General features: G+C 47.3%; 26 protein-coding genes. 18 read left to right on the top strand and 8 right to left on the bottom strand.

What is annotated here, in order from left to right; genetic code table 11:
- Positions 1-15 precede the first annotated feature (15 nt).
- From M1D67_RS20510 to M1D67_RS20500, 3 genes are read left to right on the top strand one after another with little or no spacing between them, the layout of a single operon-like run.
- The gene (locus tag M1D67_RS20510) at positions 16-951 is read left to right on the top strand and encodes an ABC transporter ATP-binding protein (protein ID WP_479831477.1); all 936 of its coding nucleotides are present in this window, start codon (positions 16-18) and stop codon (positions 949-951) included.
- 15 nt (positions 952-966) lie between these two features.
- The gene (locus M1D67_RS20505; RefSeq protein WP_096748376.1) at positions 967-2,091 is read left to right on the top strand and encodes an ABC transporter permease; all 1,125 of its coding nucleotides are present in this window, start codon (positions 967-969) and stop codon (positions 2,089-2,091) included.
- Position 2,092: 1 nt separating this feature from the next.
- Positions 2,093-3,238 carry an ABC transporter permease gene (locus M1D67_RS20500; RefSeq protein ID WP_096748375.1) on the top strand — a complete coding sequence of 382 codons (1,146 nt, stop codon included), beginning with the start codon at positions 2,093-2,095 and terminating at the stop codon, positions 3,236-3,238.
- Between the two features lie 41 nt (positions 3,239-3,279).
- On the opposite strand, the gene gerQ is transcribed toward M1D67_RS20500, so the two are convergent.
- Entirely contained in the window at positions 3,280-3,816 is a 537-nt protein-coding gene (gene gerQ / locus M1D67_RS20495) for a spore coat protein GerQ (protein ID WP_020453327.1), read from the bottom strand.
- A gap of 227 nt (positions 3,817-4,043) precedes the next feature.
- Positions 4,044-5,390 carry a TrkH family potassium uptake protein gene (locus tag M1D67_RS20490; RefSeq protein WP_020453326.1) on the bottom strand — a complete coding sequence of 449 codons (1,347 nt, stop codon included), beginning with the start codon at positions 5,388-5,390 and terminating at the stop codon, positions 4,044-4,046.
- A 422-nt stretch (positions 5,391-5,812) separates the two neighbouring features.
- On the opposite strand from M1D67_RS20490, the gene bslA reads away from it, so the two are divergent.
- Positions 5,813-6,352: a biofilm surface layer hydrophobin BslA gene (gene bslA / locus M1D67_RS20485; RefSeq protein WP_023857033.1), complete on the top strand. Its 540-nt coding sequence runs from the start codon at positions 5,813-5,815 to the stop codon at positions 6,350-6,352.
- Positions 6,353-6,398: 46 nt separating this feature from the next.
- Here the strand turns inward: bslA and hemQ are convergent, their stop codons facing one another.
- Complete coding sequence (hemQ, locus tag M1D67_RS20480; RefSeq protein ID WP_020453323.1) at positions 6,399-7,163, bottom strand: hydrogen peroxide-dependent heme synthase; 765 nt, start codon at positions 7,161-7,163, stop codon at positions 6,399-6,401.
- Positions 7,164-7,451: 288 nt separating this feature from the next.
- On the opposite strand from hemQ, the gene pta reads away from it, so the two are divergent.
- Positions 7,452-8,423 carry a phosphate acetyltransferase gene (gene pta / locus M1D67_RS20475; protein ID WP_020453322.1) on the top strand — a complete coding sequence of 324 codons (972 nt, stop codon included), beginning with the start codon at positions 7,452-7,454 and terminating at the stop codon, positions 8,421-8,423.
- A gap of 42 nt (positions 8,424-8,465) precedes the next feature.
- On the opposite strand, the gene M1D67_RS20470 is transcribed toward pta, so the two are convergent.
- Positions 8,466-9,416 carry an amidohydrolase family protein gene (locus tag M1D67_RS20470; protein WP_048350408.1) on the bottom strand — a complete coding sequence of 317 codons (951 nt, stop codon included), beginning with the start codon at positions 9,414-9,416 and terminating at the stop codon, positions 8,466-8,468.
- An 18-nt stretch (positions 9,417-9,434) separates the two neighbouring features.
- A complete protein-coding gene (locus M1D67_RS20465) occupies positions 9,435-10,214 on the bottom strand; it encodes an IclR family transcriptional regulator (protein WP_025810618.1) in 780 nt (259 codons plus the stop codon).
- Positions 10,215-10,415: 201 nt separating this feature from the next.
- Between M1D67_RS20465 and M1D67_RS20460 the strand changes: the two genes are divergently transcribed.
- From M1D67_RS20460 to lipL, 7 genes are all read left to right on the top strand, one after another.
- Positions 10,416-11,891, top strand: a complete 1,476-nt coding sequence (locus M1D67_RS20460) for an aldehyde dehydrogenase (RefSeq protein WP_025810619.1) — start codon at positions 10,416-10,418, stop codon at positions 11,889-11,891.
- A 14-nt stretch (positions 11,892-11,905) separates the two neighbouring features.
- Positions 11,906-12,691 (top strand): 2-keto-4-pentenoate hydratase, encoded by a 786-nt coding sequence (locus M1D67_RS20455; protein ID WP_023857037.1) that lies wholly within the window; start codon positions 11,906-11,908, stop codon positions 12,689-12,691.
- A gap of 14 nt (positions 12,692-12,705) precedes the next feature.
- Positions 12,706-12,897, top strand: coding sequence for a 4-oxalocrotonate tautomerase (locus tag M1D67_RS20450; protein ID WP_020453317.1), 192 nt, complete (start codon positions 12,706-12,708; stop codon positions 12,895-12,897).
- 23 nt (positions 12,898-12,920) lie between these two features.
- A complete protein-coding gene (locus M1D67_RS20445; RefSeq protein WP_023857038.1) occupies positions 12,921-13,772 on the top strand; it encodes a DODA-type extradiol aromatic ring-opening family dioxygenase in 852 nt (283 codons plus the stop codon).
- Positions 13,773-13,810: 38 nt separating this feature from the next.
- Positions 13,811-15,187 (top strand): MFS transporter, encoded by a 1,377-nt coding sequence (locus M1D67_RS20440; protein WP_023857039.1) that lies wholly within the window; start codon positions 13,811-13,813, stop codon positions 15,185-15,187.
- Between the two features lie 15 nt (positions 15,188-15,202).
- Positions 15,203-16,408, top strand: coding sequence for a 4-hydroxybenzoate 3-monooxygenase (pobA, locus tag M1D67_RS20435; RefSeq protein WP_025810621.1), 1,206 nt, complete (start codon positions 15,203-15,205; stop codon positions 16,406-16,408).
- A gap of 103 nt (positions 16,409-16,511) precedes the next feature.
- A complete protein-coding gene (lipL, locus tag M1D67_RS20430) occupies positions 16,512-17,357 on the top strand; it encodes an octanoyl-[GcvH]:protein N-octanoyltransferase (protein WP_026580256.1) in 846 nt (281 codons plus the stop codon).
- A 169-nt stretch (positions 17,358-17,526) separates the two neighbouring features.
- Here lipL and M1D67_RS20425 read toward each other — a convergent pair whose 3' ends face one another.
- Positions 17,527-17,856, bottom strand: coding sequence for a YjdJ family protein (locus M1D67_RS20425; protein ID WP_023857042.1), 330 nt, complete (start codon positions 17,854-17,856; stop codon positions 17,527-17,529).
- 164 nt (positions 17,857-18,020) lie between these two features.
- The gene (locus M1D67_RS20420; protein WP_023857043.1) at positions 18,021-18,809 is read right to left on the bottom strand and encodes an RsfA family transcriptional regulator; all 789 of its coding nucleotides are present in this window, start codon (positions 18,807-18,809) and stop codon (positions 18,021-18,023) included.
- 219 nt (positions 18,810-19,028) lie between these two features.
- Between M1D67_RS20420 and M1D67_RS20415 the strand changes: the two genes are divergently transcribed.
- From M1D67_RS20415 to M1D67_RS20400, 4 genes are all read left to right on the top strand, one after another.
- The gene (locus tag M1D67_RS20415) at positions 19,029-19,253 is read left to right on the top strand and encodes a YuzB family protein (protein WP_003186096.1); all 225 of its coding nucleotides are present in this window, start codon (positions 19,029-19,031) and stop codon (positions 19,251-19,253) included.
- Between the two features lie 239 nt (positions 19,254-19,492).
- On the top strand, positions 19,493-20,791 hold the full coding sequence (locus tag M1D67_RS20410; protein WP_025810625.1) for an HD domain-containing protein: 1,299 nt from the start codon (positions 19,493-19,495) through the stop codon (positions 20,789-20,791).
- A 30-nt stretch (positions 20,792-20,821) separates the two neighbouring features.
- Positions 20,822-21,325: a YwgA family protein gene (locus tag M1D67_RS20405; protein ID WP_023857045.1), complete on the top strand. Its 504-nt coding sequence runs from the start codon at positions 20,822-20,824 to the stop codon at positions 21,323-21,325.
- A 184-nt stretch (positions 21,326-21,509) separates the two neighbouring features.
- Positions 21,510-22,316, top strand: coding sequence for a zinc-dependent metalloprotease (locus tag M1D67_RS20400; protein WP_479831476.1), 807 nt, complete (start codon positions 21,510-21,512; stop codon positions 22,314-22,316).
- 42 nt (positions 22,317-22,358) lie between these two features.
- Here the strand turns inward: M1D67_RS20400 and M1D67_RS20395 are convergent, their stop codons facing one another.
- Positions 22,359-22,544, bottom strand: a complete 186-nt coding sequence (locus M1D67_RS20395) for a 2-hydroxymuconate tautomerase (RefSeq protein WP_025810627.1) — start codon at positions 22,542-22,544, stop codon at positions 22,359-22,361.
- A gap of 86 nt (positions 22,545-22,630) precedes the next feature.
- Between M1D67_RS20395 and M1D67_RS20390 the strand changes: the two genes are divergently transcribed.
- Both M1D67_RS20390 and M1D67_RS20385 read left to right on the top strand, forming a co-directional pair.
- Positions 22,631-23,314: a site-2 protease family protein gene (locus tag M1D67_RS20390; protein ID WP_035400430.1), complete on the top strand. Its 684-nt coding sequence runs from the start codon at positions 22,631-22,633 to the stop codon at positions 23,312-23,314.
- 12 nt (positions 23,315-23,326) lie between these two features.
- On the top strand, positions 23,327-23,842 hold the full coding sequence (locus M1D67_RS20385) for a YwhD family protein (protein WP_020453305.1): 516 nt from the start codon (positions 23,327-23,329) through the stop codon (positions 23,840-23,842).
- The last annotated feature ends 2 nt before the right edge of the window (positions 23,843-23,844 follow it).

Below are 23,844 nucleotides of genomic sequence, written 5' to 3'. Positions count from 1 at the left end.
AAATGAGGTGAGAACATGAATGTATTGGAAATCCATCATCTAACAAAAAAATTTGGCGACTTCGTTGCCGTCGACAATATATCACTCTCGATCGAAGAGGGCGAAATATTTGGATTGCTCGGCGCAAACGGGGCCGGAAAGAGCACGACCATTCACATGATCTCGAGTTTGCTGAGAAGCAATGAAGGCGAGATTTTGATTCTCGGAAAAAACATTGCGAAACACCGCAAATTCGCCAAGATGAATATCGGCATTGTCCCGCAGGATATGGCCATTTACGAGGATTTAACGGCATATGAAAATGTGAAGTTTTTCGCCGGACTCTATGGTCTCCGCGGGGCCCAATTGCGCAATCGGGTGGAAGAAGCATTGCAGTTCGTCGGTTTAAGCGATAAGCATAAAAGCTTCCCGAAAAATTTTTCAGGCGGAATGAAAAGAAGGCTCAATATCGCCTGCGCGATCGCCCACAGGCCAAAGTTGATCATCATGGATGAACCAACGGTGGGAATTGATCCGCATTCGAGAAATTATATTTTGGAATCCGTCAAAAAGTTAAATGCGATGGGCTGCACGATTATTTACACCAGCCATTATATGGAAGAAGTTGAAGAGATCTGTACGCGGATCGCCATCGTGGATCATGGAAAAATTATCGCCGAAGGAACGAAGGAGCAGCTGAAATCGATCATTACCAACACGAAAGATATTCAGGTCGTTCTTAAATCGGCGGAAAATGTCGATATCGGCGAACTGAAAACGATCAGCGGCGTGGAGGCGGCTGCTCTTGAAGACAATACGATCAAAATCAACTCGGATGCAGGTGTCAATAATTTAAACCAGATTATTGAGAAGCTGATGAAAAACGGGGCCGAGATTCGTTCATTGGAAGAAAAAGCGCCTAATTTGGAAACCGTGTTCCTGACCTTGACCGGAAGACAGTTGCGCGATTAGAAAGGGGGCCATGGTTTGAATACACTCATCATTGCGAAAAAAGAAATTGTATCGGCTTTTCGGGACAAGCGGACATTCCTTTTTATGCTGGCATTTCCGATTGTACTGATTATGATTTTAGGCACCGCGCTGACGAACGCTTTCGATCAGCAAACAGCAGCGGTCGGCGAGGTTCATGTTCTGTATAAAGACAAGGCTGACGGAGCGTTTTCGGAAGGTTTTAAAACATTCGCAAAAGAAGCGAAAACATCCGGCGTTCATTTTAAAAAAATATTGTCTGATACGGATGGAAAACAAGAAATCAAACAAGGGAACTACGATGCTTACCTTGAGATCGAAAACAGCGGCATCAAGCTTTACCAAATGGATAAAAACAGTATGAAAAACAGCATTATTCAAGGAATGCTGACCGCGTTTGCAAACCGGTACAATGCCGCACAAGAGATCATCAAAGCCGCTCCTGAGCAAGCGGGTGCCGTGCTCGGGGACATACCTGGCGACCATTATATCAAGGAGACGTCTCTCAGCTCAGACAGAAAGCCCAACTCCATGGATTATTACGCGGTTACCATGACCACTCTGATCGCGCTTTACAGTGCACTAAGCGCCAGTTATTTAATAAGGGGAGAGCGGCTTGGAAAAACAGCCGACCGGCTGATCGCGGCGCCGGTTCATAAAGGCGAGATTTTTGCCGGCAAGCTGATTGGCAATCTTGTGACAAACGGATTGTGTATTTTTGCCGTCGTCATATTCAGCAAATACGTATTTAAAGCGTACTGGGGAGATCATCTCGCCCTTGTGGCGGCCGTGCTGTTCAGCATCGTATTGTTTGCCGTATGCCTCGGCCTTGGCGTCAGTTATTTGACGAGAACGGGGGAAGCGGCAGTGGCGATCATTAACATGTTGATTCCGCTGGTTGCATTTTTCGGAGGCGCTTATTTTCCTGTCGAGGGTGCGGAAGGTGTTTTAGCTTTGATCAAAGACCTGTCTCCGCTCACATGGACGAACGAAGCTATTATGAACATTATATTTGCGGACGATCTAGCGGCGGGGCTGCCCGTAATCTTGCTGAACATCGGTTTATCCCTGTTATTTCTGCTGATTGCCGTTGTCTCATTGCAGAGAAGGGAGGGGCTGTAAGATGAAAGAAATGCTATGGCTTGTCAAAAACACACTGAATGTCACCTTCAAAAAGAAGATCAATATCTTTCTGTTCGTATGTCTGCCCTTGCTAGGCATATTCGTATCGCTTTTAACAGAGGGAAGCATGGACAAGACAGATTTGCGCGTCGGAATTATCAATCATGACGGCGGACGAATCGCCGAAGATACTAAGGATTTTTTGAAGGGGATCGAGAATGTCAACATCAGCGCGGTCAGTGAAGCAGAAGGGAAAAGTCAAATTGCGTCAGGGGAGCTTGATTGCGTCATTACGTTTGAACAAGGCTTTTCTCAAAGCGTGCAGAACGGAGAACCGGCTCATATCGCCATTGCATCTGTCAAAGGCGCTGAAATCACCGGGTTTGTGAAATCGTATGTTTATCATTATATTGATAATATTGCCGCAATCGGCAAATCGGCGCAGGGGAATGAAAAGCGTTTTGAGGAAATGTATAAAAATTACCGGAGTTCTGAAACGGGTGTCAAAACATATACGGTTGAAGACACGGCGAAAAATAGAAACATGACGGAGCGAACGGTCGGTTTTCTTCTGATGGCGATGCTTTTTTCAGCGGGAAGCTTGACCGAACTATTAGTGAAGGAAAAAGAGAATAGAACGTATTTCAGGCTTTTGACCACACCGATAACGGCAAGACAGTACGTTATGTCCAATGTGGCCGTCAGTATGTCTGTCATCGCATGCCAAATCTTTTTAACATTGATAATGGTGAAATATGTGTTCCGGATGGAGACTGGCATCTCATTTTGGGAGATGGCAGCGGTGCTGTTGATTTTTGCGCTAAGCGCGGTCGGCCTGGCGCTGATCACCGTCGTCTTTGCAAATAGCTCCAAGTCATCCGGGGTATTGCGAAATTTAATATTTATGCCGACGATCATGCTGTCCGGATGTTTTTGGCCGATTGAAATCATGCCGTCTTTCGCACAGCGTATCGCGGACTTTCTTCCGCAGCGGTGGGTGCTGGATACGCTGGCAAAATTGCAGGAGGGACAGCAGCTTCAAGATCTGTATTTGAATATCATGATCCTGTTTGCTTTCGCTGCTGTCTTTTTCCTCATCGTTATTTACAAATTCAAACGTAATAATGATGTGAGAAACTTTGCTTAATATCTATAAAAAAAGGGTTCGGTTTTAATGAAACCGAACCTTTATCTTGGGGTATATGAGGCCATTGAATACGGATAATCATAAGTGATCGGCTCATCAAACGTAATATAGTCAAGATACACCATCAGCAGCAAATAGCGTGTGCCTGTTTTTCTGTCGCTTAAAATAATGTGGTCGCGGCCGGCTGCTTCAATTTCTCCCCGAAAGACTTTCGCATTCCATTCCGGATTGTTTTCAAATGTCATATATACGGTTGCCACTTTTCCGCGATTGAGCCGCAAAATATTTTCAATGTAGGATTGCTCAAGCGGCAGCATGCCGGGGATACTCGGTGAAGTCTGCTGTGCTGAAGGCATCGGAGGGACCTGGACTCCTGCCGGCTGCGGCTGGAACAGCTGTGGGCCGGGCTGCTGATACGATTGCTGCCCCCCCGTTTGGGTGAAAGGCTGCTGTCCATGCTGCTGGTACATTTGCCCCATCTGCCCCATCTGCGGATAAGGGTTGGGCCCCATTTGCTGCCGGAAATCCGGCATTTCAAGCTCCTGAAGCGGCTGAATCTGATTTTTTTTAAATTTCATCTCGTTCCTCCTCATTTCATTGTGTCAAAGTCATGCCTACCGTCCATACATGAGGAATGATAAAGTGCTGCTATGAAGACGATCCGGCTGTAAAAGACTCAAGATGATAGATCAATATTTCCCATCCCTTTTACAGTATGAACGGGCGGGATGGAATATGACGACACATCATGTTGGAAAGAGAAAAACAAAAAGACCGCTCGTGAAAAGAGCGGTCTTTCTGCATATTAACCTGTGATCACTTCATCTTCAGGATGGCGGATCGGCGCCTTCTTCGGCTTGGCCAGCGTAAACGCCATAGTGAGAGGCCCGACGCGGCCGATAAACATCATCATCATGATAACCGCTTTGCCTGCGGTCGTTAAATCAGGTGTCAGTCCCATCGACAGGCCGACCGTTCCAAAAGCGGAAAATACTTCAAAGACGATTTCCAAAAATGGAGCATTCTCTGTGATCGTCAATATAAATAATGCGAAAAGCACGAATAAAAAACTGATCACAATGATGGCCAAAGCTCTTAAAATGGTTTTCATTTTAATCGCCCTTTTGAACACAACCGTCTCGCTTTTTCCCCTTAAAAAGGTGATCGTCGCCAAGATCATCACGATAAACGTTGTCAGTTTAATTCCGCTTCCTGTTGACGCGCTTCCGGCTCCGATAAACATCAAAACGATGGTTAACAGGAGGGACGGCGTTGTCATCTGGGCGATATCAAGCGTATTGAATCCGGCAGTTCTCGGTGTCACACCCTGGAAGTAAGCGCCCCACATTTTGTCGGCTAAAGGCAGTCCGCCGAGCGTACCTGGATTCGAGTATTCCAAAATAAAAATCAGCAAGGCGGCTGTCGTATTGATGATCAATGTTCCAACGATCATGAGCTTGGAATGCAGCGATAATGTCCGGAAGTTTCGCTTTGTCCATAAATCCAGCAGAACGGTAAAGCCGATACCCCCTGTAATGAAAAGGCCTGTGATGACAATGTTGACAATCGGGTCGCCCACATATTGAGACAAGTTGTCCGGCCACAGGGAGAACCCCGCATTGTTAAAGGCTGAAATCGTGTTAAACAAACTATGAAACAAGCCTTTTTGCAAACCGTATTCAGGAACCCATCTGATCGAAAGGATCAAAAATGCCACAAATTCTATGACAATGGTGAAAATAAACAAATGCTTGACCAGGCGGACAAGTCCGCCTAAAGAAGTCTGGTTAAATGCTTCTTGAACGAGAATCCGCTGCTGCAGGCCGATTTTTTTGCCGATCATCATGATGACGAGAACGGCAAACGTCATTAAGCCGAGTCCGCCGATTTGAATCAGGCACATAATAACTGTTTGTCCGAAAACCGTAAAATCTGCCCCTGTATCGACAACAACAAGCCCCGTTACCGTAGTTGCAGAGGTGGCCGTGAATAAAGCATCCACCCATGAGATGTAAGTAGTGGATGCGCCGGGCAGCTTCAATAAACAGGCGCCGATGGCAATGATAATCAAGAAACTGAGCGCCAGCGTCTGCGGCGGACTAATATTGATGATCTTACCTTTTACAAGATTTGAAGAAACCAATTTAGGCATTTTTTCGTTCCTTTCTTCATCCATTCAGTCAAAACATGAATGGAGAAAAAGCAAGGTGATTTCAAATTTAAACGCAGATGGTCATGTTTCAATAATGTCAATAATGTACAGCCAGATACACCGTTTGTCAACAAAAATCAGGAGAATGAAGAGAAGGAATGCGGACGGGTCTTTTGTCCTTTACTAAAGAACAGCGAAGAAAATCAAGAGGAGCAACGCCTGGTTAAATTCTATTATTTTGCATTTATTTTAAAAATATGACATGGAAAACATTTACTACCTGTTGAAAAAATGGTAGTTTTTAATAGAAATCACCAAAGTGCCGGCGCTTTGGGAAGAAGGCGTTGCTTGATGTTGCCTTTCTTGTACGCTTTCGTCATGACGAATGATGAAAAAAATGATGACTAGGGGGAATTGCTGTGTTGAAAAGAATGTATCGTTCTAAATTGTCAATCTTGGCGGTTAGTCTCGTGATGATGGTTTCGATTTTTCTGCCTTCGTTCCAGGCTAGCGCTCAAACAACCAAAACTGAATCTGTCTACCGCCCGGCTGCGAACGCTTCCTTGTATGCGACTATAACAGGTGCCAGCAAACAGGAGTGGTCGTTCTCGGATATTGAGCTGACGTATCGTCCGAATTCAATCCTGGCGCTGGGAACGGTTGAATTTACATTGCCGTCGGGATTTTCCGCAACAACGAAAGATACCGTGAACGGAAGAGCGTTGACTACAGGGCAAATTTTGAATAACGGAAAAACGGTAAGGCTGCCGCTTACAATTGATCTGTTGGGTATTGCGGAGTTTAAGCTTGTGCTGGCAAACAAAACGCTGCCTGCCGCAGGAAAGTATACATTCCGGGCGGAGAACAGAGTGCTGGGGCTCGGATCGACTTTCTATGCCGAATCTTCAATCGAGGTGCAAAAAAGGGCGACTCCGCCTACACAGCCGTGTAACTGCAAGTAATAGGAAAAAAAGCTCCAAAGACCGAGGTCTTTGGAGCTTTTTATCATTACACATGCAAAAATGCAGGCAGCTGTTCATTTGCGAGGCGGTTGCCGACAAAGAATGAACCGAATTCACCGTACCGGGCGCTTACTTCATCGAAGCGCATTTCATAGACGAGCTTTTTGAACTGGAGCACATCATCTGAAAAGAGCGTGACACCCCACTCATAATCGTCAAATCCGATTGAGCCGGTAATAATCTGTTTCACTTTGCCCGCATAGCCGCGGCCGATCATCCCGTGGCTGCGCATCAAGCTTCTTCTCTCTTCCATAGACAGCATGTACCAGTTGTCATCGCCCGATCTTCTTTTATCCATCGGATAGAAGCAGACATATTTGGCGTTCGGGAGCTCAGGGTACAGGCGCGCACGCACTTGCGGATTTTCGTAAGGGTCTCCCTCGCCGCTTCCCATATAGTTGCTCAGCTCGACAACGGATACGTATGAATAAGCAGGTATCGTGTATTCAGCGAGTTTGGATTTATTGAACTCAAGTTCAATTTGATTTAATTCCTCCATCGTAGGACGCAAAATCATCAGCATGAAGTCCGCTTTTTGGCCGACGATGCTGTATAGCGTGTGGCTTCCGTTTCCTTCTTTTTGAGCAGCTCCCCATTTTTCGAGAAGACCTGTAAATTCGCTAATAATGATCTGGCGCTCATCGCTTGAAAGCATTTTCCATGCGGACCAGTCCATTGTCCGGAAATCGTGAAGGGCATACCAGCCGTCAAGCGTTTGGGCGGCTTCGTTCGTTTTTTGCTGTTCGCTCATTTTGCAATCACTCCCAATTTGTATGTACTTGCCTTCATCATATCATAGTTTGCCGCGTTTTATCCGTTTAGAAGATTTGAACAAAGGTGACGATCTGTCGTATAACTGGGAAAGGCTGTTATATACTAATAGAAGTGTTTAAACCCTGCCGCACTTAAATTAATTTAAAAAAAGCGTTTAAAAAGTGAAAGCATTATAATAAAATACAGAAGGATTGAATTTATATCACAAAAGAGTATGCTTAATAGAGAAATGAAGTATTTGTGACACTTTCAAGGAGGGTATATAGTGGCAGATCTATTTACAACAGTGCAGGAAAAAGTAGCAGGAAAAGGAGTTAAAATCGTATTTCCGGAAGGTATGGACGAGCGCATTCTCAAAGCTGTCAACGATTTGGCCGGAAACAACGTATTAAAGCCGATCCTTGTGGGAAACGAGCAGGAAATCAAAGATAAAGCGAACGGGTTGAATTTGACGCTGGATGGCGTTGACATATACGATCCTCATACATACGAAGGAATGGAAGACCTTGTTCAGGCTTTCGTTGAACGCCGCAAAGGAAAAGCGACGGAAGAACAGGCCCGCCAAATCCTTTTAGATGAGAACTATTTTGGAACGATGCTTGTTTATAAAGGGCTTGCCGACGGTCTTGTCAGCGGTGCGGCTCATTCAACAGCGGATACGGTTCGCCCTGCGCTGCAAATTATTAAAACAAAAGAAGGCGTGAAGAAAACTTCCGGCGTGTTTATCATGGCGCGCGGCGATGAGCAGTATGTATTTGCAGACTGTGCGATCAATATTGCGCCTGACAGTCAGGACCTTGCGGAAATTGCAATCGAAAGTGCGAACACAGCGAAAATGTTCAACATTGACCCTCGTGTCGCCATGCTCAGCTTTTCAACAAAAGGCTCTGCAAAATCAGACGAAACTGAAAAGGTAGCCAATGCGGTTGCGATCGCCAAAGAAAAAGCGCCTGAGCTTACACTGGACGGCGAATTCCAATTTGATGCGGCATTCGTTCCATCTGTCGCCGAGAAAAAAGCGCCGGACTCCGTCATTAAAGGTGATGCAAACGTATTTGTTTTCCCAAGCCTTGAAGCGGGGAACATCGGCTATAAAATCGCTCAGCGCCTCGGCAACTTCGAAGCGGTCGGTCCGATTCTGCAAGGGCTGAACATGCCTGTAAACGACCTCTCCAGAGGATGCAACGCTGAAGACGTTTATAATCTTGCGCTGATTACGGCAGTTCAAGCGCTGTAATTTGTTTTTGAAAAAGGTGAACCTGAAGAGGTTCGCCTTTTTTTATGCTTCAATCGCTACATTCAGCAGAGATTCCGCCCCTTTCCGACCGGGATCGAGAGGCGGCCACTGACAAAGGTCAAAAGGAAAATCGGAACCCGGAACAAGGCGGTCTTCTCCGATGAGCTTCTTTAAATATGCCGCACTTTCTTTCTCCCACAGCACGCTGTCAAACCAAAACTTCCGCAAATATTCGCGCGGCGGCGCCGAAAGCGATGAAGAAACGCCGGCCCATTTGTCATATCCTTTGTCCAGTCTTCCGATCTGATAGGGCAAAAAGCCGCCGCCGTGCGCCAGCAGAATTTTCACATTGCGAAAACGGTCTGTAAACCCGCTTAACAAAAGATCAGCGGCGCAAATTGTCGTTTCCCACGGAACGCCGATCAAATTTGGCAGCATCCTGCGGCGAAGCCGCGGATCTTCAGAAAGGAGCGGATGGATAAAGATAATCGCTTTTCTTCTGTCAGCCGTTTCCCAAAACGGTGTAAATGCTTCGTCTGAGAGAAGCATTTGCGAAGCGCCGGGGCCGATAATCGCTCCTTTAAGGCCGTTGTTCATCGCTTCATTCAGGCGCTCGCTCGCCTTTAAAGGGCTGTTCAGCGGGACGGTGCCGAGGCCTGAAAGGCGGCCGTCGTGTTTTTTAACCCATCCGGCAAGCGCTTTGTTGTATACAAAGGACAATTCGTCTGTGATTTCTTCGGCGAGATCGTAAAGGAAAAGCTGGGGAACCGGCGATACCAATGAGTGTGAGACGCCGGCTTCCTGCTGGGCTTCCAAATATAAAGCTTCCTGGTAGAACAGCTCTTTTAATTCAAAGCCCCATTTGTGATTGACCGTCAAAAACTCCGCTTGGCGGCCATCCTTTTTTTCGCGGACGGCGTGGACCTTCTTTTCATTGTCGTCCAGCCAAAGCAGCACATCGTGCGGTATAAAGTGCGTGTGAAGATCATACAAAGCCGATTCCCCCAATTTTTATATTCGTTTCCAGTACCCGATTCTTTCGGAAATATCCCGGGCCGCTTTTTTCACTTGGTATACGATTTTCGCCTGCCGGGCCTTTATGCGTTCTGCCGGACCTACGACACTGACGGCGTACAACACTCGTCCCGCGTGGTTTCTGACGGGAGCTGAGATGGAAGTGACACCATCAATGAATTCCCCGCAACTGACGTCAAACCCGTTTTCTTTAACGGTTTTCAGCGCCTCCCTCAATTTGTCCTCGTCTGTAATCGTTTGTTTTGTACAGCTTTTCAAGCCTTCCTTCACATACTCATCCAATATGCCGTCTTCGTCAAAGGCGAGAAGCACCTTGCCCGAGCTTGTGCAATGCATCGGGTTTTGCCGCCCGATATATGAGAGAAGTTCGACAGGGCGGGGGCATTCCGTCCGATTGAGATAAACGACGCTTAGATCGCGTCGCATCGCAATATGCGACGTTTCGCCGGTCTCTTCTGTCAGCCGTTTGAGGACCGGCTGGGATTCGCGGTTGATTTCAAGAGTGGAGTTGACAATGGTGTTTAACTTCAGAACCGATAAGCCGAGCTTGTATCTTCTGGATTCCGGGTCCTTCATGACAAACCCTTCGCTTTCCAATGTAGTCAAAAGGCGCGATACTGTGCTTTTTCCGAGGCCGAGCGATGAGGCGAGTTCGGTTAGTTTCTTTTCCGGTGTCTCTAATGTAAACGATTGAAGCAGACGAAGTGCATTTTTTACTGAACCGAGCAGCTGGTGGTCCTTTGTCTCAACAGTCATAGGTTCCTCAACTCTCTCCCTTGTTTTCGTTGCCTTTTATTCCATAATATAACATGATTTAAAAAATAAAAAAGCGGAAAATATCAAATTTTCGGAAAAAATGTCTGATTTGTTCCGCATAGAGGAACATTGCTGTTTTCTTGTCGTTTAAAATCATTTAACTTAATGGAAAGGATTTGAAAAGGAGGATGTTTGTAGAATATGAATGTTCAGACCCCATCGGCAAAACTCGTAAAACCTTTTGACTGTCAGCACTACATAAACGGCAGGTACTTTCCTTCAGAGAACGGCAGTACGTTTGACAATATCAATCCGGCTACACAGGAAATCATCGGGAGCGTTGCGGAAGGAGGCAAAAAAGAGGTCGATCTTGCAGTCGCGGCCGCAAGGCGTGCTTTAAACGGACGCTGGAAAAACATGACCGCTGACGAAAGGATTCGGATCATCAGAAAGGTCGGCGACATCATACTTGAGCGTAAAGACGAACTGGCAAGGCTCGAGACATTGGATACGGGGAAGCCGCTTTCGCTCTCAAGTAATTTAGATATTCCGCGGGCTGCTTTCAACTTTCATTTTTTTGCGGATTTTATGAGAGGAGCCGGAACAGAAGCTTATCAAACTGACGATCTTGCAATCAATTATGCGATCCGCCGTCCGGTCGGCGTCGTCGGGCTGATCAATCCGTGGAACTTGCCGCTGCTTTTGCTGACGTGGAAATTGGCGCCTTGTCTGGCGGCGGGAAATACAGCCGTCATCAAACCGGCTGAACTGACGCCGCTGACAGCCACGCTCCTCGGGGAAATCTGCCATGATGCAGGAATGCCTGACGGAGTCGTCAACATCGTCCACGGGTTTGGGCCTGATTCCGCCGGCGCTGCGCTTTCTGAGCATCCCGATGTTGATGCGATATCTTTCACGGGAGAAACGACAACCGGCAAAATCATTATGGAAGCTGCTTCGAAAACATTAAAGAAACTTTCCTTTGAATTGGGAGGAAAGAACCCGAATATTATTTTTGCCGATGCCGACATGGAGGAAGCCGTCAGCATCTCATTGAAATCGAGTTTCGTCAACCAGGGCGAAGTATGTATGAGCGGCTCCCGCATCTATGTCGAGCGGGAAGCGTATGACGAATTTCTGAACAAGTTCGTTGAGAAAACGAAAGAGCTCAAAGTCGGCGATCCTTTTGATCCGGATACGAATATCGGCGCCTTAATTTCTTCTGAACACACCGAGCGTGTGATGAACTACATCGAATTGGCCAAACGGGAAGGCGGCGTTATTTTAACCGGAGGAAAACGCCCTGAAGGACAGGAATCCGGCTGCTTTCTTGAACCGACGATTATCACCGGACTTTCCCGCAATTCCAGGCTCATCAAAGAAGAAATCTTCGGGCCGGTCGTGACGGTGATTCCGTTCGACGAAGAGGAGGAAGTTATTGCACAGGCTAATGATACACATTACGGATTAAGCGCGACCGTATGGACGAACGACCTCCGCCGGGCGCACCGCGTAGCCGGGCAAATCGAATCGGGCATGGTATGGGTCAACAGCTGGTTTCTCCGCGATCTTCGGACACCGTTTGGCGGCATGAAACAGAGCGGGCTCGGACGAGAAGGAGGCATTCACAGCCTCGAATTCTTCAGCGAATTAACCAATATTTGCATCAAGCTGTAAAAGGAGGAAAACGGATGAATGCCACAGCATTGAAGGATACGGCGCGCCTCTTGTATCTTGCTGAAACAGAGAAGCGCGAGGTTGAAAGAATCACAAAGGACTACCCGGAGCTGACCGTCGAAGAGGCGTATGCGATTCAAGAAGAACTGATTCAACTGAAATTATGGGATGGCAACGGCATTATCGGTCCGAAAATGGGCCTGACAAGCCGGGCGAAAATGGAGCAGATGAACGTCGAGGAGCCGATCTACGGTTATATTTTTGAAGATATGATCGTACCAAACGGCGGAAGCATCCGGATGAACGAGCTGATTCACCCGAAGGTTGAAGCCGAGATTGCTTTTGTGCTTGGAAAGGATATTGAAGGGCCGGGTGTTACAAAGGAGAAGGTCCTTGAAGCCGTTGCTGAATTGATTCCCGTTCTTGAAGTGATTGACAGCCGTTATGAAAACTTCTCATTTACCCTGCCTGATGTCATTGCGGACAATGCGTCATCTTCAAGGGTGGTGTTAGGTGAAAAAGTGAAGATGCCGGACCATTTCAAGCTTGATGAAGCAAAAGTCTCTTTAGTGATAAACGGCGAGGTCAAAGAGCAGGGCACTGGTGCAGCAGTTGTCGGACATCCCGCAAATTCGGCGGCCATGCTCGCCAATATGCTCTCCAGGAAGAAACAAAAGCTTGCGGCCGGAAGCATCATTTTAACGGGCGGTGTAACGGGAGCTGTCATGCTGCAGCCGGGCGACCGCGTTTCAGCACAAGTAGAAGGACTGGGAGATGTATCATTTTCAGTCCAATCATAACCTGAGGTGATCATATGCCGATCGTTCATATTCAATTATTAGAAGGCCGGCCGCCTGAAAAGGTCGAGGAAGTCATTCAAAAAGTGACGGAAACGTTGAGCGCCACCCTTGATGCTCCGAGGGAAAACGTCCGTGTTCTTGTCACCGAAATTCCTAAAAGCCACTGGGGCATAGGCGGAACACCGGTTTCAAAATTAAGACCTTAAAGAAGGCGACGGGAGGAATCTACATGTCAATCGAATTGGCGGCGCTTGTTCCGCATACACCGAGGATGTGCTTTGAAGATAAAACCCCTGACTTTCAAAAAGAGCTGGTCAAAGGGATGAAGCGGCTCTCCGGGATCATCGAAAGAATTCAGCCTGATGCCGTTGTCTTGATTTCCTGTCACTGGACGTCAAGCTTCGATCATCTGATCGATGCGGCTCCCGATCATCAAGGCGTTTTAACAGCTTTGGAGTGCCCGAATTTAATTTCCGATGTTCCGTATTCTTACCCCGGGGACACGGAATTGGCGCTGCAGTTGGCCGAAGCCGGCGCAAAAGAGGGGCTTTCCGTCATTCCTATCAACGATCCCGCCTACTGCTGGGACTACGGGACGGTTGTTCCGCTGCGCTATCTCGTTCCAAAAGGGGATATTCCGGTCATCGATTTATCGGTTACATTGGCGGCGAACCTGGAAGAAACGTATTTGTGGGGCCGGATTGCCGGAAGAGTACTGAAGGAAAGCAGAAAGAAAATCGTGTTCATCAGCAGCGGGGCACTCAGCCACCATTTGGTGAGAGGGCCCGAATGCATGCCGACTTTGGCCGAACAGGCCCTCGATGCTCAATTTTTAACCTATTTAACAGACAACGATCTTATATCTGCTCAGCAGATGCTGCCTCAATATGCTAAAAATGCCGGACTTGAAGCTGGCGGCCGTCACATTGCAATGCTTTTGGGCGTGCTTGAAGACGGATGTAAAAGCACGTTTTACGGATACGGCCAGTCTTCCGGGAGCTCCAATGTCGTCATGGCATTCGAACCTGCGGGGCAAAAAGCTCGCACGCACGCTTTCAATGAAAAAGACACCGTACGTTAAGCTGTTTTCATAATACGATTAGAATCGTGGAGGGAAACATGAAAAATCGTTCAGTTCATCCAGCAGAAATCATGGCGGCCAGCAAATTCAACAAAGTGCATCTGACTGTTTTCCTATGGTGTTTTTTCGCCATCGCCTTTGACGGTTATGATATTGCGATGTACGGCGTCAGCTTGCCGTGGCTGATGGAGGAATGGAGCCTTACCGCCATTCAAGCCGGAGCGATCGGCAGCTATACATTGATCGGTATGATGCTCGGCGCACTTATTTTTTCACCGCTCGCAGATCAATACGGCCGCAAAAAGGTGTTAGGCTTCTGTATTTTTCTGTTCAGCCTGTTTACGGCATTGGCCGGGCTGATCGATTCTCCGCTTTTGTTTACGATCATGCGGTTTCTTGCTGCTCTTGGAATGGGCGGGTTGATGCCAAATGCGATTTCGCTGATGACCGAATATTCGCCGAAAAAAAACAGAGCGGTGATCGTAGCCGCCATGTATTGCGGCTATTCCGCAGGCGGTGTGCTGGCGTCTCTCGTCGGCATGTTCGCCGTGCCCGGGACAAGCTGGAGAGTGCTGTATCTGATCGGAGCCGTGCCGCTCTTTGTGCTCCCGTTTTTTTTCAGCCGGTTCCCCGAATCTCTGTCATTTTACGTTTTGAAGAAGAAGACGAAAGCGTTGGCTGAGATTCTCAATCAGGTGCATCCGGCGGGACGGTACAGGGAAGACGACAATTATCAAATTTCGGTGATTGCGAAAGAAAAGAAGGGCTTTCCAGTTAAAAAACTGTTCGAACAAAAACGTGCAGCGAGCACATTCGCATTCTGGCTTTCCGTTTTCAGCTGCCTTCTCATGGTCTACGGCTTAAATACATGGCTTCCGAAAATGATGCAGGAGTCAGGTTACGGGCTGTCGTCAAGCTTGTCATTTAATCTGGCGCTGTGCAGCGGACAAGCCGCAGGAGCGGTACTCGGCGGATATTTGGCAGATAAGGCCGGCCATAAAAAAGTGCTTGCGGCGATGTATGTCATCGGGGCCTTTTGTTTTGCAGCGTTTGGAATGACGATGAACGCCGTTCTTCTGTACTTGCTGATTGCTTTAGGCGGAGCATGCACTGTCGGAGCGCAAAATATCGCCAATCCTTATATTTCAGAATATTATCCGAAAGAAATCAGAGCGACCGGAATCGGCTGGGCGCTCGGGGTCGGCAGACTCGGAGCGATCATTGCTCCTTCGCTGTTTGCATTGATTCTTGCTGCTGGGATGGAGCCGAAGCAGGCTTTCATGGTGTTCGCGATCCCGAGTGTTTTTGCTGCGCTTGGCATCATGCTCGTCCAAGAGAAGCATGCTTCATTTGATTTTGTCTCTAAATCGGAAAGCGCCGAGTTTACGTTAGAAGCCACATCAAAACATGGATAAAGGGAGGAAACCATTTTGCGGACACAAGTGGGAATTATCGGAGCGGGGCCTGCCGGGCTTATGCTCGCAAACCTGCTCCAACGCCGGGGAATCGAAGCGGTCGTGATCGAATCCCGCTCGCGAAAGGAGATTGAAGAAACCATCCGTGCAGGCGTTCTTGAACAGATGACGGTAGATTTGCTAAATGAAACAGGCGCCGGTGAACGGATGATGAAAACAGCCATGTTTCATCAAGGGATTGAGATCCGCTTTGGCGGCAAGCGGCACAGAATTGATATGCACAAGCTGACGGGAGGAAAGTACATTGCCATCTATCCCCAGCATGAAGTGATCAAAGATTTAATCGACGTCCGTCTGCAATCGGGAGGGCGCATCGTTTTCAATGTGTCTGGCGTCCGCCTGTCAAATATTGATACAGAAGCGCCCGTCATCACTTATCAGACTGAAAACGGCGATACAGAAGAACTGACCTGCGATTTCATTGCGGGGTGCGACGGATTTCATGGGCCGAGCAGACAAAGCATTCCGAGGGAGATCCGCAAAGAGTACGAAAAGGTGTACCCATACGGATGGCTCGGCATATTGGCTGAAGCCCCTCCGTCCTCGTCTGAACTTGTGTATGCCCATCATGAGGACGGGTTTGCCCTCGTCAGCACGAGGACTCCGGAAATCCAGCGGCTTTACCTGCAAGTCAGCCCTTCAGATTCAATCGGGAACTGGCCGGACGAAAGGATATGGGAGAAGCTTCATTTAAGGCTGTCGGCCGATGACGGATGGAAGCTGACTGAAGGCCCTGTGATTCAAAAGAACATTGTCTCGATGAGAAGCTTTATATGCGATCCAATGCAATACGGCAGACTGTATTTAGCGGGGGATGCCGCGCATATTGTACCGCCGACCGGTGCGAAAGGCCTGAATCTTGCGATGGCGGATGTCCAACGGCTTGCGTGGGCGCTCGAAGACTATTACGAAGCCGGCAAAACCGAGCGGCTGGACCGCTATTCTGAGGCTTGCCTCCGTCGCGTCTGGAAAGCGGAGCGCTTTTCCTGGTATATGACATCCCTGCTGCACCGTCATCACGGCTACACGCCATTTGACTACCAAATTCAATTGGCTGAGCTTGACCATGTCACAACCTCAACAGCGGCCGCTCAAAGTCTTGCCGAAAATTACGTCGGGCTGCCGCTCGAATTCGGAGAACCGTCTTTAAGCGTCACATGAATGAAGGAGAAGCGCCGGAGATAAGAAAAATCCCACATCATGTTTTCGTAAATGGTATAATAGATGTTGGCTGAAATGCATAACGAAAGGGTTTACAATATATATGGCAAAGCAACCGATTGATCTACTCATCCAGCCGAAATGGAGAATTATTGACCAATCCAGCCTCGGCCCATATTTTGATGCAAAACAATCATTTGCGATAGATGATACGCTGTGCGCTTCTGTCGGAAAGGGTTTGTCTCCGGCGACGGCGCGTTCCTGGGTGCACCATGACACGATCGTGCTCGGAATTCAGGATACAAGGCTTCCTTATTTACAAGACGGGATTTCATTGCTTGAAGAAGCGGGCTATCAAGTCATCGTTCGCAATTCCGGCGGACTGGCCGTCGTTTTGGACAGCGGGGTTTTAAACGTTTCGCTGATTTTTCAGGATAAGAAAAACGGAATTGATATCGACCGGGGCTATGAAGCGATGTTTGAGCTCGTTAAGCGAATGCTGTCATCCTATGACGCAGCAATCGAAGCCTATGAAATCAAAGGCTCTTACTGTCCGGGGAGCTTTGATTTGAGCATCGGGGGAAGGAAGTTTGCGGGAATTTCCCAGAGGCGGCTGAGAGGCGGAGTGGCTGTTCAAATTTATTTATGCGCTGATCAAAGCGGAAGCGGTCGCGCTGAGCTGATCAAACGTTTCTACGACACCGCATTGAAAGACATGCGCGGGAAAACAAAAGCCGTTTATCCCGATATTCGCCCGGAAACGATGGCTTCGCTCTCTGAGCTTCTCAATGAAGACATCTCGGTGCAGGACTTAATGCTCTTGCTTCTGACACAGCTGAAAGAGCTGGGCGGGGAGATTTATCAAGGCCCCCTCACGCCCGCAGAAGAAGAAGCCTATGAAAAAAACCTCGTCCGTATGATTGAGCGGAATGAAAAAGTTTTTGGATAGAAGAAGAGCCTCTGCGCTCCCGTTATATTCGTTGCCAGGCATGCTTAAAGCGGCGAAAAACCGCGGCTGCCTCTAGCGGATTGAGAAAATGCTTCATAGACGGCAAAATCCTAAAACGGTTGAACGTTTCAGGATTTTGTCACACTTCACCGCTTCCGAAGCGGTTTTTTTATGCTGCGCTCAAAGCGCTTTTTCGTTTTACATATGTTTTGATGAGAAGATAAGCCGCCAAAGCGATGATATACGCCAAACTGACGGCCATTAAAATTACGGTTGCCGGCGTATGCTTGGCCGCGTAGACGAAAAAATCAAGCTGGGAAATATCGTGTGCGTATTTTATGGAGTCCTCTCCATAGAGCAGTTTTGTAAACTTGGCTGTATATTTCCACTCCCACGGCACCTTTAAAAGCTCGCTGCCTTGATACCAGCTTGCCAATGCAGAAAACAAAAACAAAAGGGCTGCCGTGCCTAACTGAACCGCATATAAAACAAACTTCATCGAATACCCCGCCTTATAAATTGCTATCCCTATTATGAAATTTTTGTCATATGAAAGCAAGCCGCAGAGGTAAAAAATACCCCCTTTTTTCAAGAAAGGGGTATCAGCGTATCGGCAAATTTTTATGTTTCAGTTCTGTCTCTTTGCCGCACCCTCTGAAAGCGCTATTCAGCCATTTTTTCTAAATTGCCGTTCCGGTCCATTTTGAAGGCGGGCGCAGCGTGTTCGTCTTCTTCGAATAAAACTAGTTTTCTTGCACGGTTCATAATTTTTACGAGCGTTTCGTAGTCTTCCTGGATGGTCGACTGGTCTTTTTCCAGCTTTTTGACTTCAGCTTCAAGCTTTTCAACTTTTTTCGTCAGCTCTTCATTTTCCTGTTTTAAGCGGTCATTTTCCATTTTTAAAGCGGCAGTCTGTGCTTCGTTTCCTGTGTAGTTTTGCAGGAAGCGGATCACATCATCGATCGTCATGTCTTTCGATGAATCGGCTGAATGGCCTGCCTGCGGCTGGTTTGGCGATAGAAGGTGCGATAAACTAGCTAACTCTTCTTTAAAGCTCTCATCAACATAAGGCAGATGCTCGCTGGCGATCGGCTGCTGTTCGCTTGAATCGGCGGTTGCTTTCTGCTGCTCAATGACGCTTTCTGCAGGCGGTTCAGCCTCTGTTTCGACAGGCGGCTTGTATAATAAGCGTTTTTTCGCCGGCTGGCCGTTTCCAAGGGCGCGCATTCTTTGCTTCCTTTGTTTTTTAGCCAGCTGCAATGCTTTTTCGTATTGGTGGCGGACAACCGCGTTCCATCTAAAACCGCAGGCGGCTGATGTCCTGTTCAGTCTGTCTCCGACTTCCTCGAAGGCGTTCAGCTGTGTGCTGCCTTCTCTGACATGCCGCAATACCGTTTCAGCAAGCAGTAAATCATTCTCTTCAGACCAAGCGTCTTGTCTTTGTTTCATCACTTCTCAACTCCCATTGTCAGTATTGGTATTAGATTGTCCATTTTGGAAAATATTTATACAAGTTTGCTAAAAGAATAGGAACTGATTTTTTTAGCGCGATCCTTGCAGGAATGAAAGAATCCTTGTAAAATGAAGGATGGTGTCATTTTTTATCAAAGTTCGGCACGGTTGAATGCCTTTCATAAAGACAGATGAACAAAACGAAAGGAAGCGTATGAAATGGCTAATGAATTTCGAGTATGCGACGATTGTCAGGCCACTAATTTAAAGACGCTTTTGCCCCGTCTGAAAGAAATCGATCCGGATGCAAAAGTGGAAATCGGCTGCCAGTCTTACTGCGGGCCGGGACGAAAAAAATCGTTCGCGTTTGTCAATAATCGTCCGCTGTCAGCTCCTGATGAAGACGAGCTGATCGAAAAAGTGAAAAAGAAACTCAAAAAATAACCGCCTCCCTAACGGGTCAGGCGTTTTTGCTTGTTTGCCGGCTTTTTTGCAGTCTGGAACAAATAGCCGGGTAAATTCAAGGATGTTTTCAAAAAAGCAGACTCGATATAATAGAAACAGACCTAAAAGAAAACAAGCAGATCGGGCAATACTTACAATATACATTTAGTTCTCCGAAGAAAAAGAGACGGATGGGCAGCGATCAGTTTGCCTCACGTTTGAAAAAAAGAGGGACAAAAATGGCGTATCCAAACGGAAAATTATCAGAAGAAAAAGTGTTTAAAGATCCTGTTCACCGCTATGTCCATGTACGGGACAAGCTGATATGGGACTTGATCGGAACCCGTGAATTTCAGAGACTGCGCAGAATCAAACAGCTTGGAACGACCTATTTGACGTTTCACGGAGCCGAACACAGCCGTTTCAACCATTCTCTCGGCGTCTATGAAATTGTCAGAAGAATGGTTGATGACGTTTTTAAAGGCAGGGAGGAATGGGATGACAGCGAGCGTGATCTGTGCCTTTGCGCCGCATTGCTGCACGATTTGGGGCACGGCCCGTTTTCCCATTCGTTTGAAAAGGTCTTCCGGCTTGATCATGAAGATTTTACGAGAGCGATCATTTTAGGCGATACAGAAGTTAACCAGGTGTTAAACAAGGTGAGCCCGACGTTTGCAAAGGATGTCGCTGAGGTCATCGCGAAAACCTATCAGAACAAGCAGGTCGTCAGCCTGATCTCAAGCCAGATTGACGCTGACCGCATGGACTATCTTCAGAGAGACGCCTATTATACCGGCGTCAGCTACGGCCATTTCGATATGGAGCGGATCCTCCGCGTGATGCGGCCGCGCGAAGACCAAATCGTGATTAAGCAAAGCGGAATGCATGCCGTTGAGGATTATATTATGAGCCGGTACCAGATGTACTGGCAGGTCTATTTCCATCCTGTGACAAGAAGCGCGGAAGTGATTTTGACGAAGATTCTTCACCGTGCAAAGCAGCTTCATGAGGAAGGCTATGTTTTCACGCATGCGCCTGTGCATTTTTATTCTATTTTTGAAGGCAATGTCACATTGGAAGATTATTTGAGTCTTGATGAAGCAATCATTCTTTATTATTTTCAGGCCTGGGAAAAAGAAGAGGATGAAGTTTTGTCTGATTTATGCCGCCGTTTTATCAACCGCAGGCTGTTCCAGTATGCGGAATTCAATCCGAATGAGGAAATGGCGACTTACTTTGAACTGACCGCCTTGTTTAAAGAATCAGGGATTGATCCCGATTATTATCTTGTGGTGGATTCGTCCTCAGACCTTCCTTATGATTTCTACAGACCGGGGGAAGAAGAGGAGCGCCTCCCGATTCAATTGCTGACGCACAACGGCCAGATTAAGGAGCTGTCGCGGCAGTCCGATATTGTCGATGCGATATCAGGCAAGCGGAGAACGGACCATAAGCTGTATTTCCCGCTCGATTTAATCGAAGGATTGCCTGACGGCCGTCATGCGAAAAGAATGAAAGAATTGCTCGGACTGATATAGAAAGAAAAGGATGAAGGAGATGGCGGAGATTTGTTAAAAGAACATGCAAAGCTGATGAAGGTCTTCTCGGATTCGGGGGAGATTGTCGGGCGGAAAAAGCTGCAGAAAATCATTTATATCGCAAAGAAATTGGAGCTTCCCTTTTATGAAAAATATGATTTTCATTTTTACGGGCCCTATTCAGAGGAGCTGACGCTTCAAGTCGAAGAACTTTGCAATCTCGGATTTCTTCATGAAGTCAAAGAAAAAAAAGGCGGCTATTATCAATACCGCTATTCGCCCACTGAAGCGGGAACGCAGTTTTTGAGCCAGTGTGAGCTTGATATGCGGGATATTAAAGCCTATATAGACGACGTGAACGGCCAGTCATCGCGCTTTTTGGAACTGGTGTCGACGATTCTGTATTTTGAAGGACTGGAGCAGGAAGAGATCAGAGAAAAAGTGTTTACCGTAAAAAGCAAGCAGCGGTATACGGACGAAGAATTCGATGAAGCCGTCGCTTACATAAAAAAGCTCAGAGACCTTTGTTCATAAGCCTGCCGGAAAACGGTAGGTTTTTTGTTTTGTTTTATTGTAAACATTTTGGAATTTTTGTGGGGAAATAGAAAGGAGCAGTAAACAGAACGCGTGTAATATTTCCTCTTTTTGGATGAATTGAAGGAATTTTTAGATAACTAGCAGAATCTTTCATTCGTTCAAAAAAAGGAGGGAATTAGCAGTGAAAAAGCGTTCTATATTCTTATCTCTATTACTTTCCGTCAGTCTCATCCCCGGTTTGACGGCAGGCGCCGCCAAGGTTGAAGGGCACGATCATGAACACGGCCATGAAGTAAAAGGAACTCATATCGATTCTTTGCCTAAGGCGAAAGACTTTAAAGACTTGAAAGGAAAAGTTCAAATAGAAAGAACGGTCAATACGAAAATATTGGATGAGAAAGGAAATGTGACGGGAACAAAAACGTTTAAAAAGAATACGAGCAAAGGGACATTTTCAACCCAGGCAGGCACGGGCAGTCAGAAAGTGAGCGTCCTGGCCGTGGCTGACGCTCAGTATCGCGCGAAATACAGCGATTGGCAGACGAGAATCGTCCAAATTATTGAGCAGGCGGATGTCATGTTCAACAGGGACCACGATATTGATTTTGTCGTCGAAGCCGTGGCGCCTTGGACTTCTTCAGGCAGCAACAGCTCTCAAATTCTATCAAACCTTCAGAGCAATTTCAGCGGGCGCAGCTATAAATTTGTCGTCGGATTTACGGCGAACAGCAATTTTGACGCCGGCGGCATCGCATACGTATACAACAGCAAGCCGAACGGCAGCGCCTTCAGCGTAAACCTCGACCAGGGAACGGCCAACACGGCAAAAGCGGCGACCCACGAATTTTCCCATAACTTCGGCTTGAACCACGATGCGCAAGGAAGCGGAATCCGCTGCATTATGAACTACGACTACGCCTACACGGTCGATGTCTGGGATTCGGCTCACAATAGCCAGATCACAAGAAATAAAGCTTGGTATAAATAATAAAAACGGCGTCCCGCATGTAAGCGGCAGACGCCGTTTTTATTACATATCGCTCATTCGTTTGCCGGCGACACCGTAGTTTTCCTTTTTCAATTCCTCAATGATGACCGCGATTTTTTCTGCAGGTGCGCCTGTTGTTTCGGAGACGGCTTCGGTCACTTTTTTCACCAGATTTCTTTTTTGATCATCTGTGCGGCCTTCCAGCATTTGAACCGTTACGTACGGCATATGTTCTCCTCCTCCTTTTAAAAAATGGCTGCTTACTTTAGCATCAGCTGCTCTTATAGTATACTGGAGATAGTAAATCTTTGTATATGAGAAAGAGGGAAAGCCACATTTTAGACCGTTTTCTTATTTATCCGCTGGAAATGATTCCGTATGTTGTTTTGACACTTGCTGCCGCATTCACCGTGCATGAGGTCGCCCATGCATATGTGGCATACAAATTCGGTGATGAGACGGCCAAACGGCAGGGCAGGCTGACGCTCAACCCGCTCAAGCATCTTGATCCGTTTGGAACGATTTTGATCTTTATTTTGGGATTCGGATGGGCAAAGCCGGTGCCCGTTAACCGCTTTTATTTTAAAAATCCGAGGCTGGCCGGATTTCTCGTGTCAATCGCAGGACCGATCAGCAACCTGATCCTTGCTTTCATCGGTTTTATATTGCTGCTTTTGTCCGTGAAGCTGTCCGGGACGCTGCCTTCCGGTTTTTACAGCGGCTTGCTTCAATTTTTTACGATTTGGGTGAATCTCAACCTGCTTTTATTTCTGTTTAATTTAATGCCGTTCCCGCCCCTTGACGGTTTTCGGGTTATACAGGATGTGGTCGCCCCCGATGTGCGGGCGAAGCTGTCGAAATATGAAGCGTACGGCTCGATCGTGTTTCTGATCATCGTCATTACGCCGCTTGGCCAATATGTATTCTGGCCGTTTTTGAATGAAGGGCGGGAATATATCATCTCGATATTTAACAGCGTTTTCCGGCCGCTGATGTAGGAGGTATTTTTGATGGAACAAGGAAAAAAGAAAAAAACAATCGGATTCAATATTATTAAAAGCGATCCGACGGACGGACACGGGGGATTTGGTGCAGGGGCTTTAAGCCTTGACAACATCTCGCCTGTCTTTGTCGATGTCGAAGAGAAAGAAGCGTTTGTTGATATCGGCGCCATGCACGCCCGCAGCACGGTTGAAAAAGGAATCAAATTTTTGCCGAACAAGGAAGAGGTGCCGAACGGAAAACCTTACTGGCTTGTGTGGGTTACGATCGACCGCAGGGAAGAAGGCCCTTATTATGCGGGGGTGACGGCTTGCGAAATGACTGTGGACAGAAGCATCCGCCGCGGCTACAAATCGCTTCCGGAGCACGTGAATTTAATGGATAAGTCGATGAAGCGGAAGATTATCGTCGAGCACATGGATGAAAGTTCCAAGCGCGTTCTGGCCGATTTTCTGAAAAATCATGATCAAGGGCTTTGGGACCGTTCATCAGACGAGCTGAAAAAGGGATTGCTTCAGCAATAGGA

The organism is Bacillus sp. PK6-025 (genome assembly GCF_056530265.1).
Note: the sequence above shows the minus strand (reverse complement) of the source record. Positions and strands in the feature narration are given on the sequence as shown.

Bases quoted from the DNA above. Each gene is read 5' to 3' on its own strand.
- M1D67_RS20510 (WP_479831477.1), top strand. From the start codon at position 16: ATGAATGTATTGGAAATCCATCATCTAACAAAAAAATTTGGCGACTTC.
- M1D67_RS20500 (WP_096748375.1), top strand. From the start codon at position 2,093: ATGAAAGAAATGCTATGGCTTGTCAAAAACACACTGAATGTCACCTTC.
- gerQ (WP_020453327.1), bottom strand. From the start codon at position 3,816: ATGAAATTTAAAAAAAATCAGATTCAGCCGCTTCAGGAGCTTGAAATG.
- M1D67_RS20490 (WP_020453326.1), bottom strand. From the start codon at position 5,390: ATGCCTAAATTGGTTTCTTCAAATCTTGTAAAAGGTAAGATCATCAAT.
- hemQ (WP_020453323.1), bottom strand. From the start codon at position 7,163: ATGAGCGAACAGCAAAAAACGAACGAAGCCGCCCAAACGCTTGACGGC.
- M1D67_RS20465 (WP_025810618.1), bottom strand. From the start codon at position 10,214: ATGACTGTTGAGACAAAGGACCACCAGCTGCTCGGTTCAGTAAAAAAT.
- M1D67_RS20460 (WP_025810619.1), top strand. From the start codon at position 10,416: ATGAATGTTCAGACCCCATCGGCAAAACTCGTAAAACCTTTTGACTGT.
- M1D67_RS20455 (WP_023857037.1), top strand. From the start codon at position 11,906: ATGAATGCCACAGCATTGAAGGATACGGCGCGCCTCTTGTATCTTGCT.
- M1D67_RS20450 (WP_020453317.1), top strand. From the start codon at position 12,706: ATGCCGATCGTTCATATTCAATTATTAGAAGGCCGGCCGCCTGAAAAG.
- M1D67_RS20445 (WP_023857038.1), top strand. From the start codon at position 12,921: ATGTCAATCGAATTGGCGGCGCTTGTTCCGCATACACCGAGGATGTGC.
- M1D67_RS20440 (WP_023857039.1), top strand. From the start codon at position 13,811: ATGAAAAATCGTTCAGTTCATCCAGCAGAAATCATGGCGGCCAGCAAA.
- lipL (WP_026580256.1), top strand. From the start codon at position 16,512: ATGGCAAAGCAACCGATTGATCTACTCATCCAGCCGAAATGGAGAATT.
- M1D67_RS20425 (WP_023857042.1), bottom strand. From the start codon at position 17,856: ATGAAGTTTGTTTTATATGCGGTTCAGTTAGGCACGGCAGCCCTTTTG.
- M1D67_RS20415 (WP_003186096.1), top strand. From the start codon at position 19,029: ATGGCTAATGAATTTCGAGTATGCGACGATTGTCAGGCCACTAATTTA.
- M1D67_RS20410 (WP_025810625.1), top strand. From the start codon at position 19,493: ATGGCGTATCCAAACGGAAAATTATCAGAAGAAAAAGTGTTTAAAGAT.
- M1D67_RS20395 (WP_025810627.1), bottom strand. From the start codon at position 22,544: ATGCCGTACGTAACGGTTCAAATGCTGGAAGGCCGCACAGATGATCAA.
- M1D67_RS20390 (WP_035400430.1), top strand. From the start codon at position 22,631: ATGAGAAAGAGGGAAAGCCACATTTTAGACCGTTTTCTTATTTATCCG.
- M1D67_RS20385 (WP_020453305.1), top strand. From the start codon at position 23,327: ATGGAACAAGGAAAAAAGAAAAAAACAATCGGATTCAATATTATTAAA.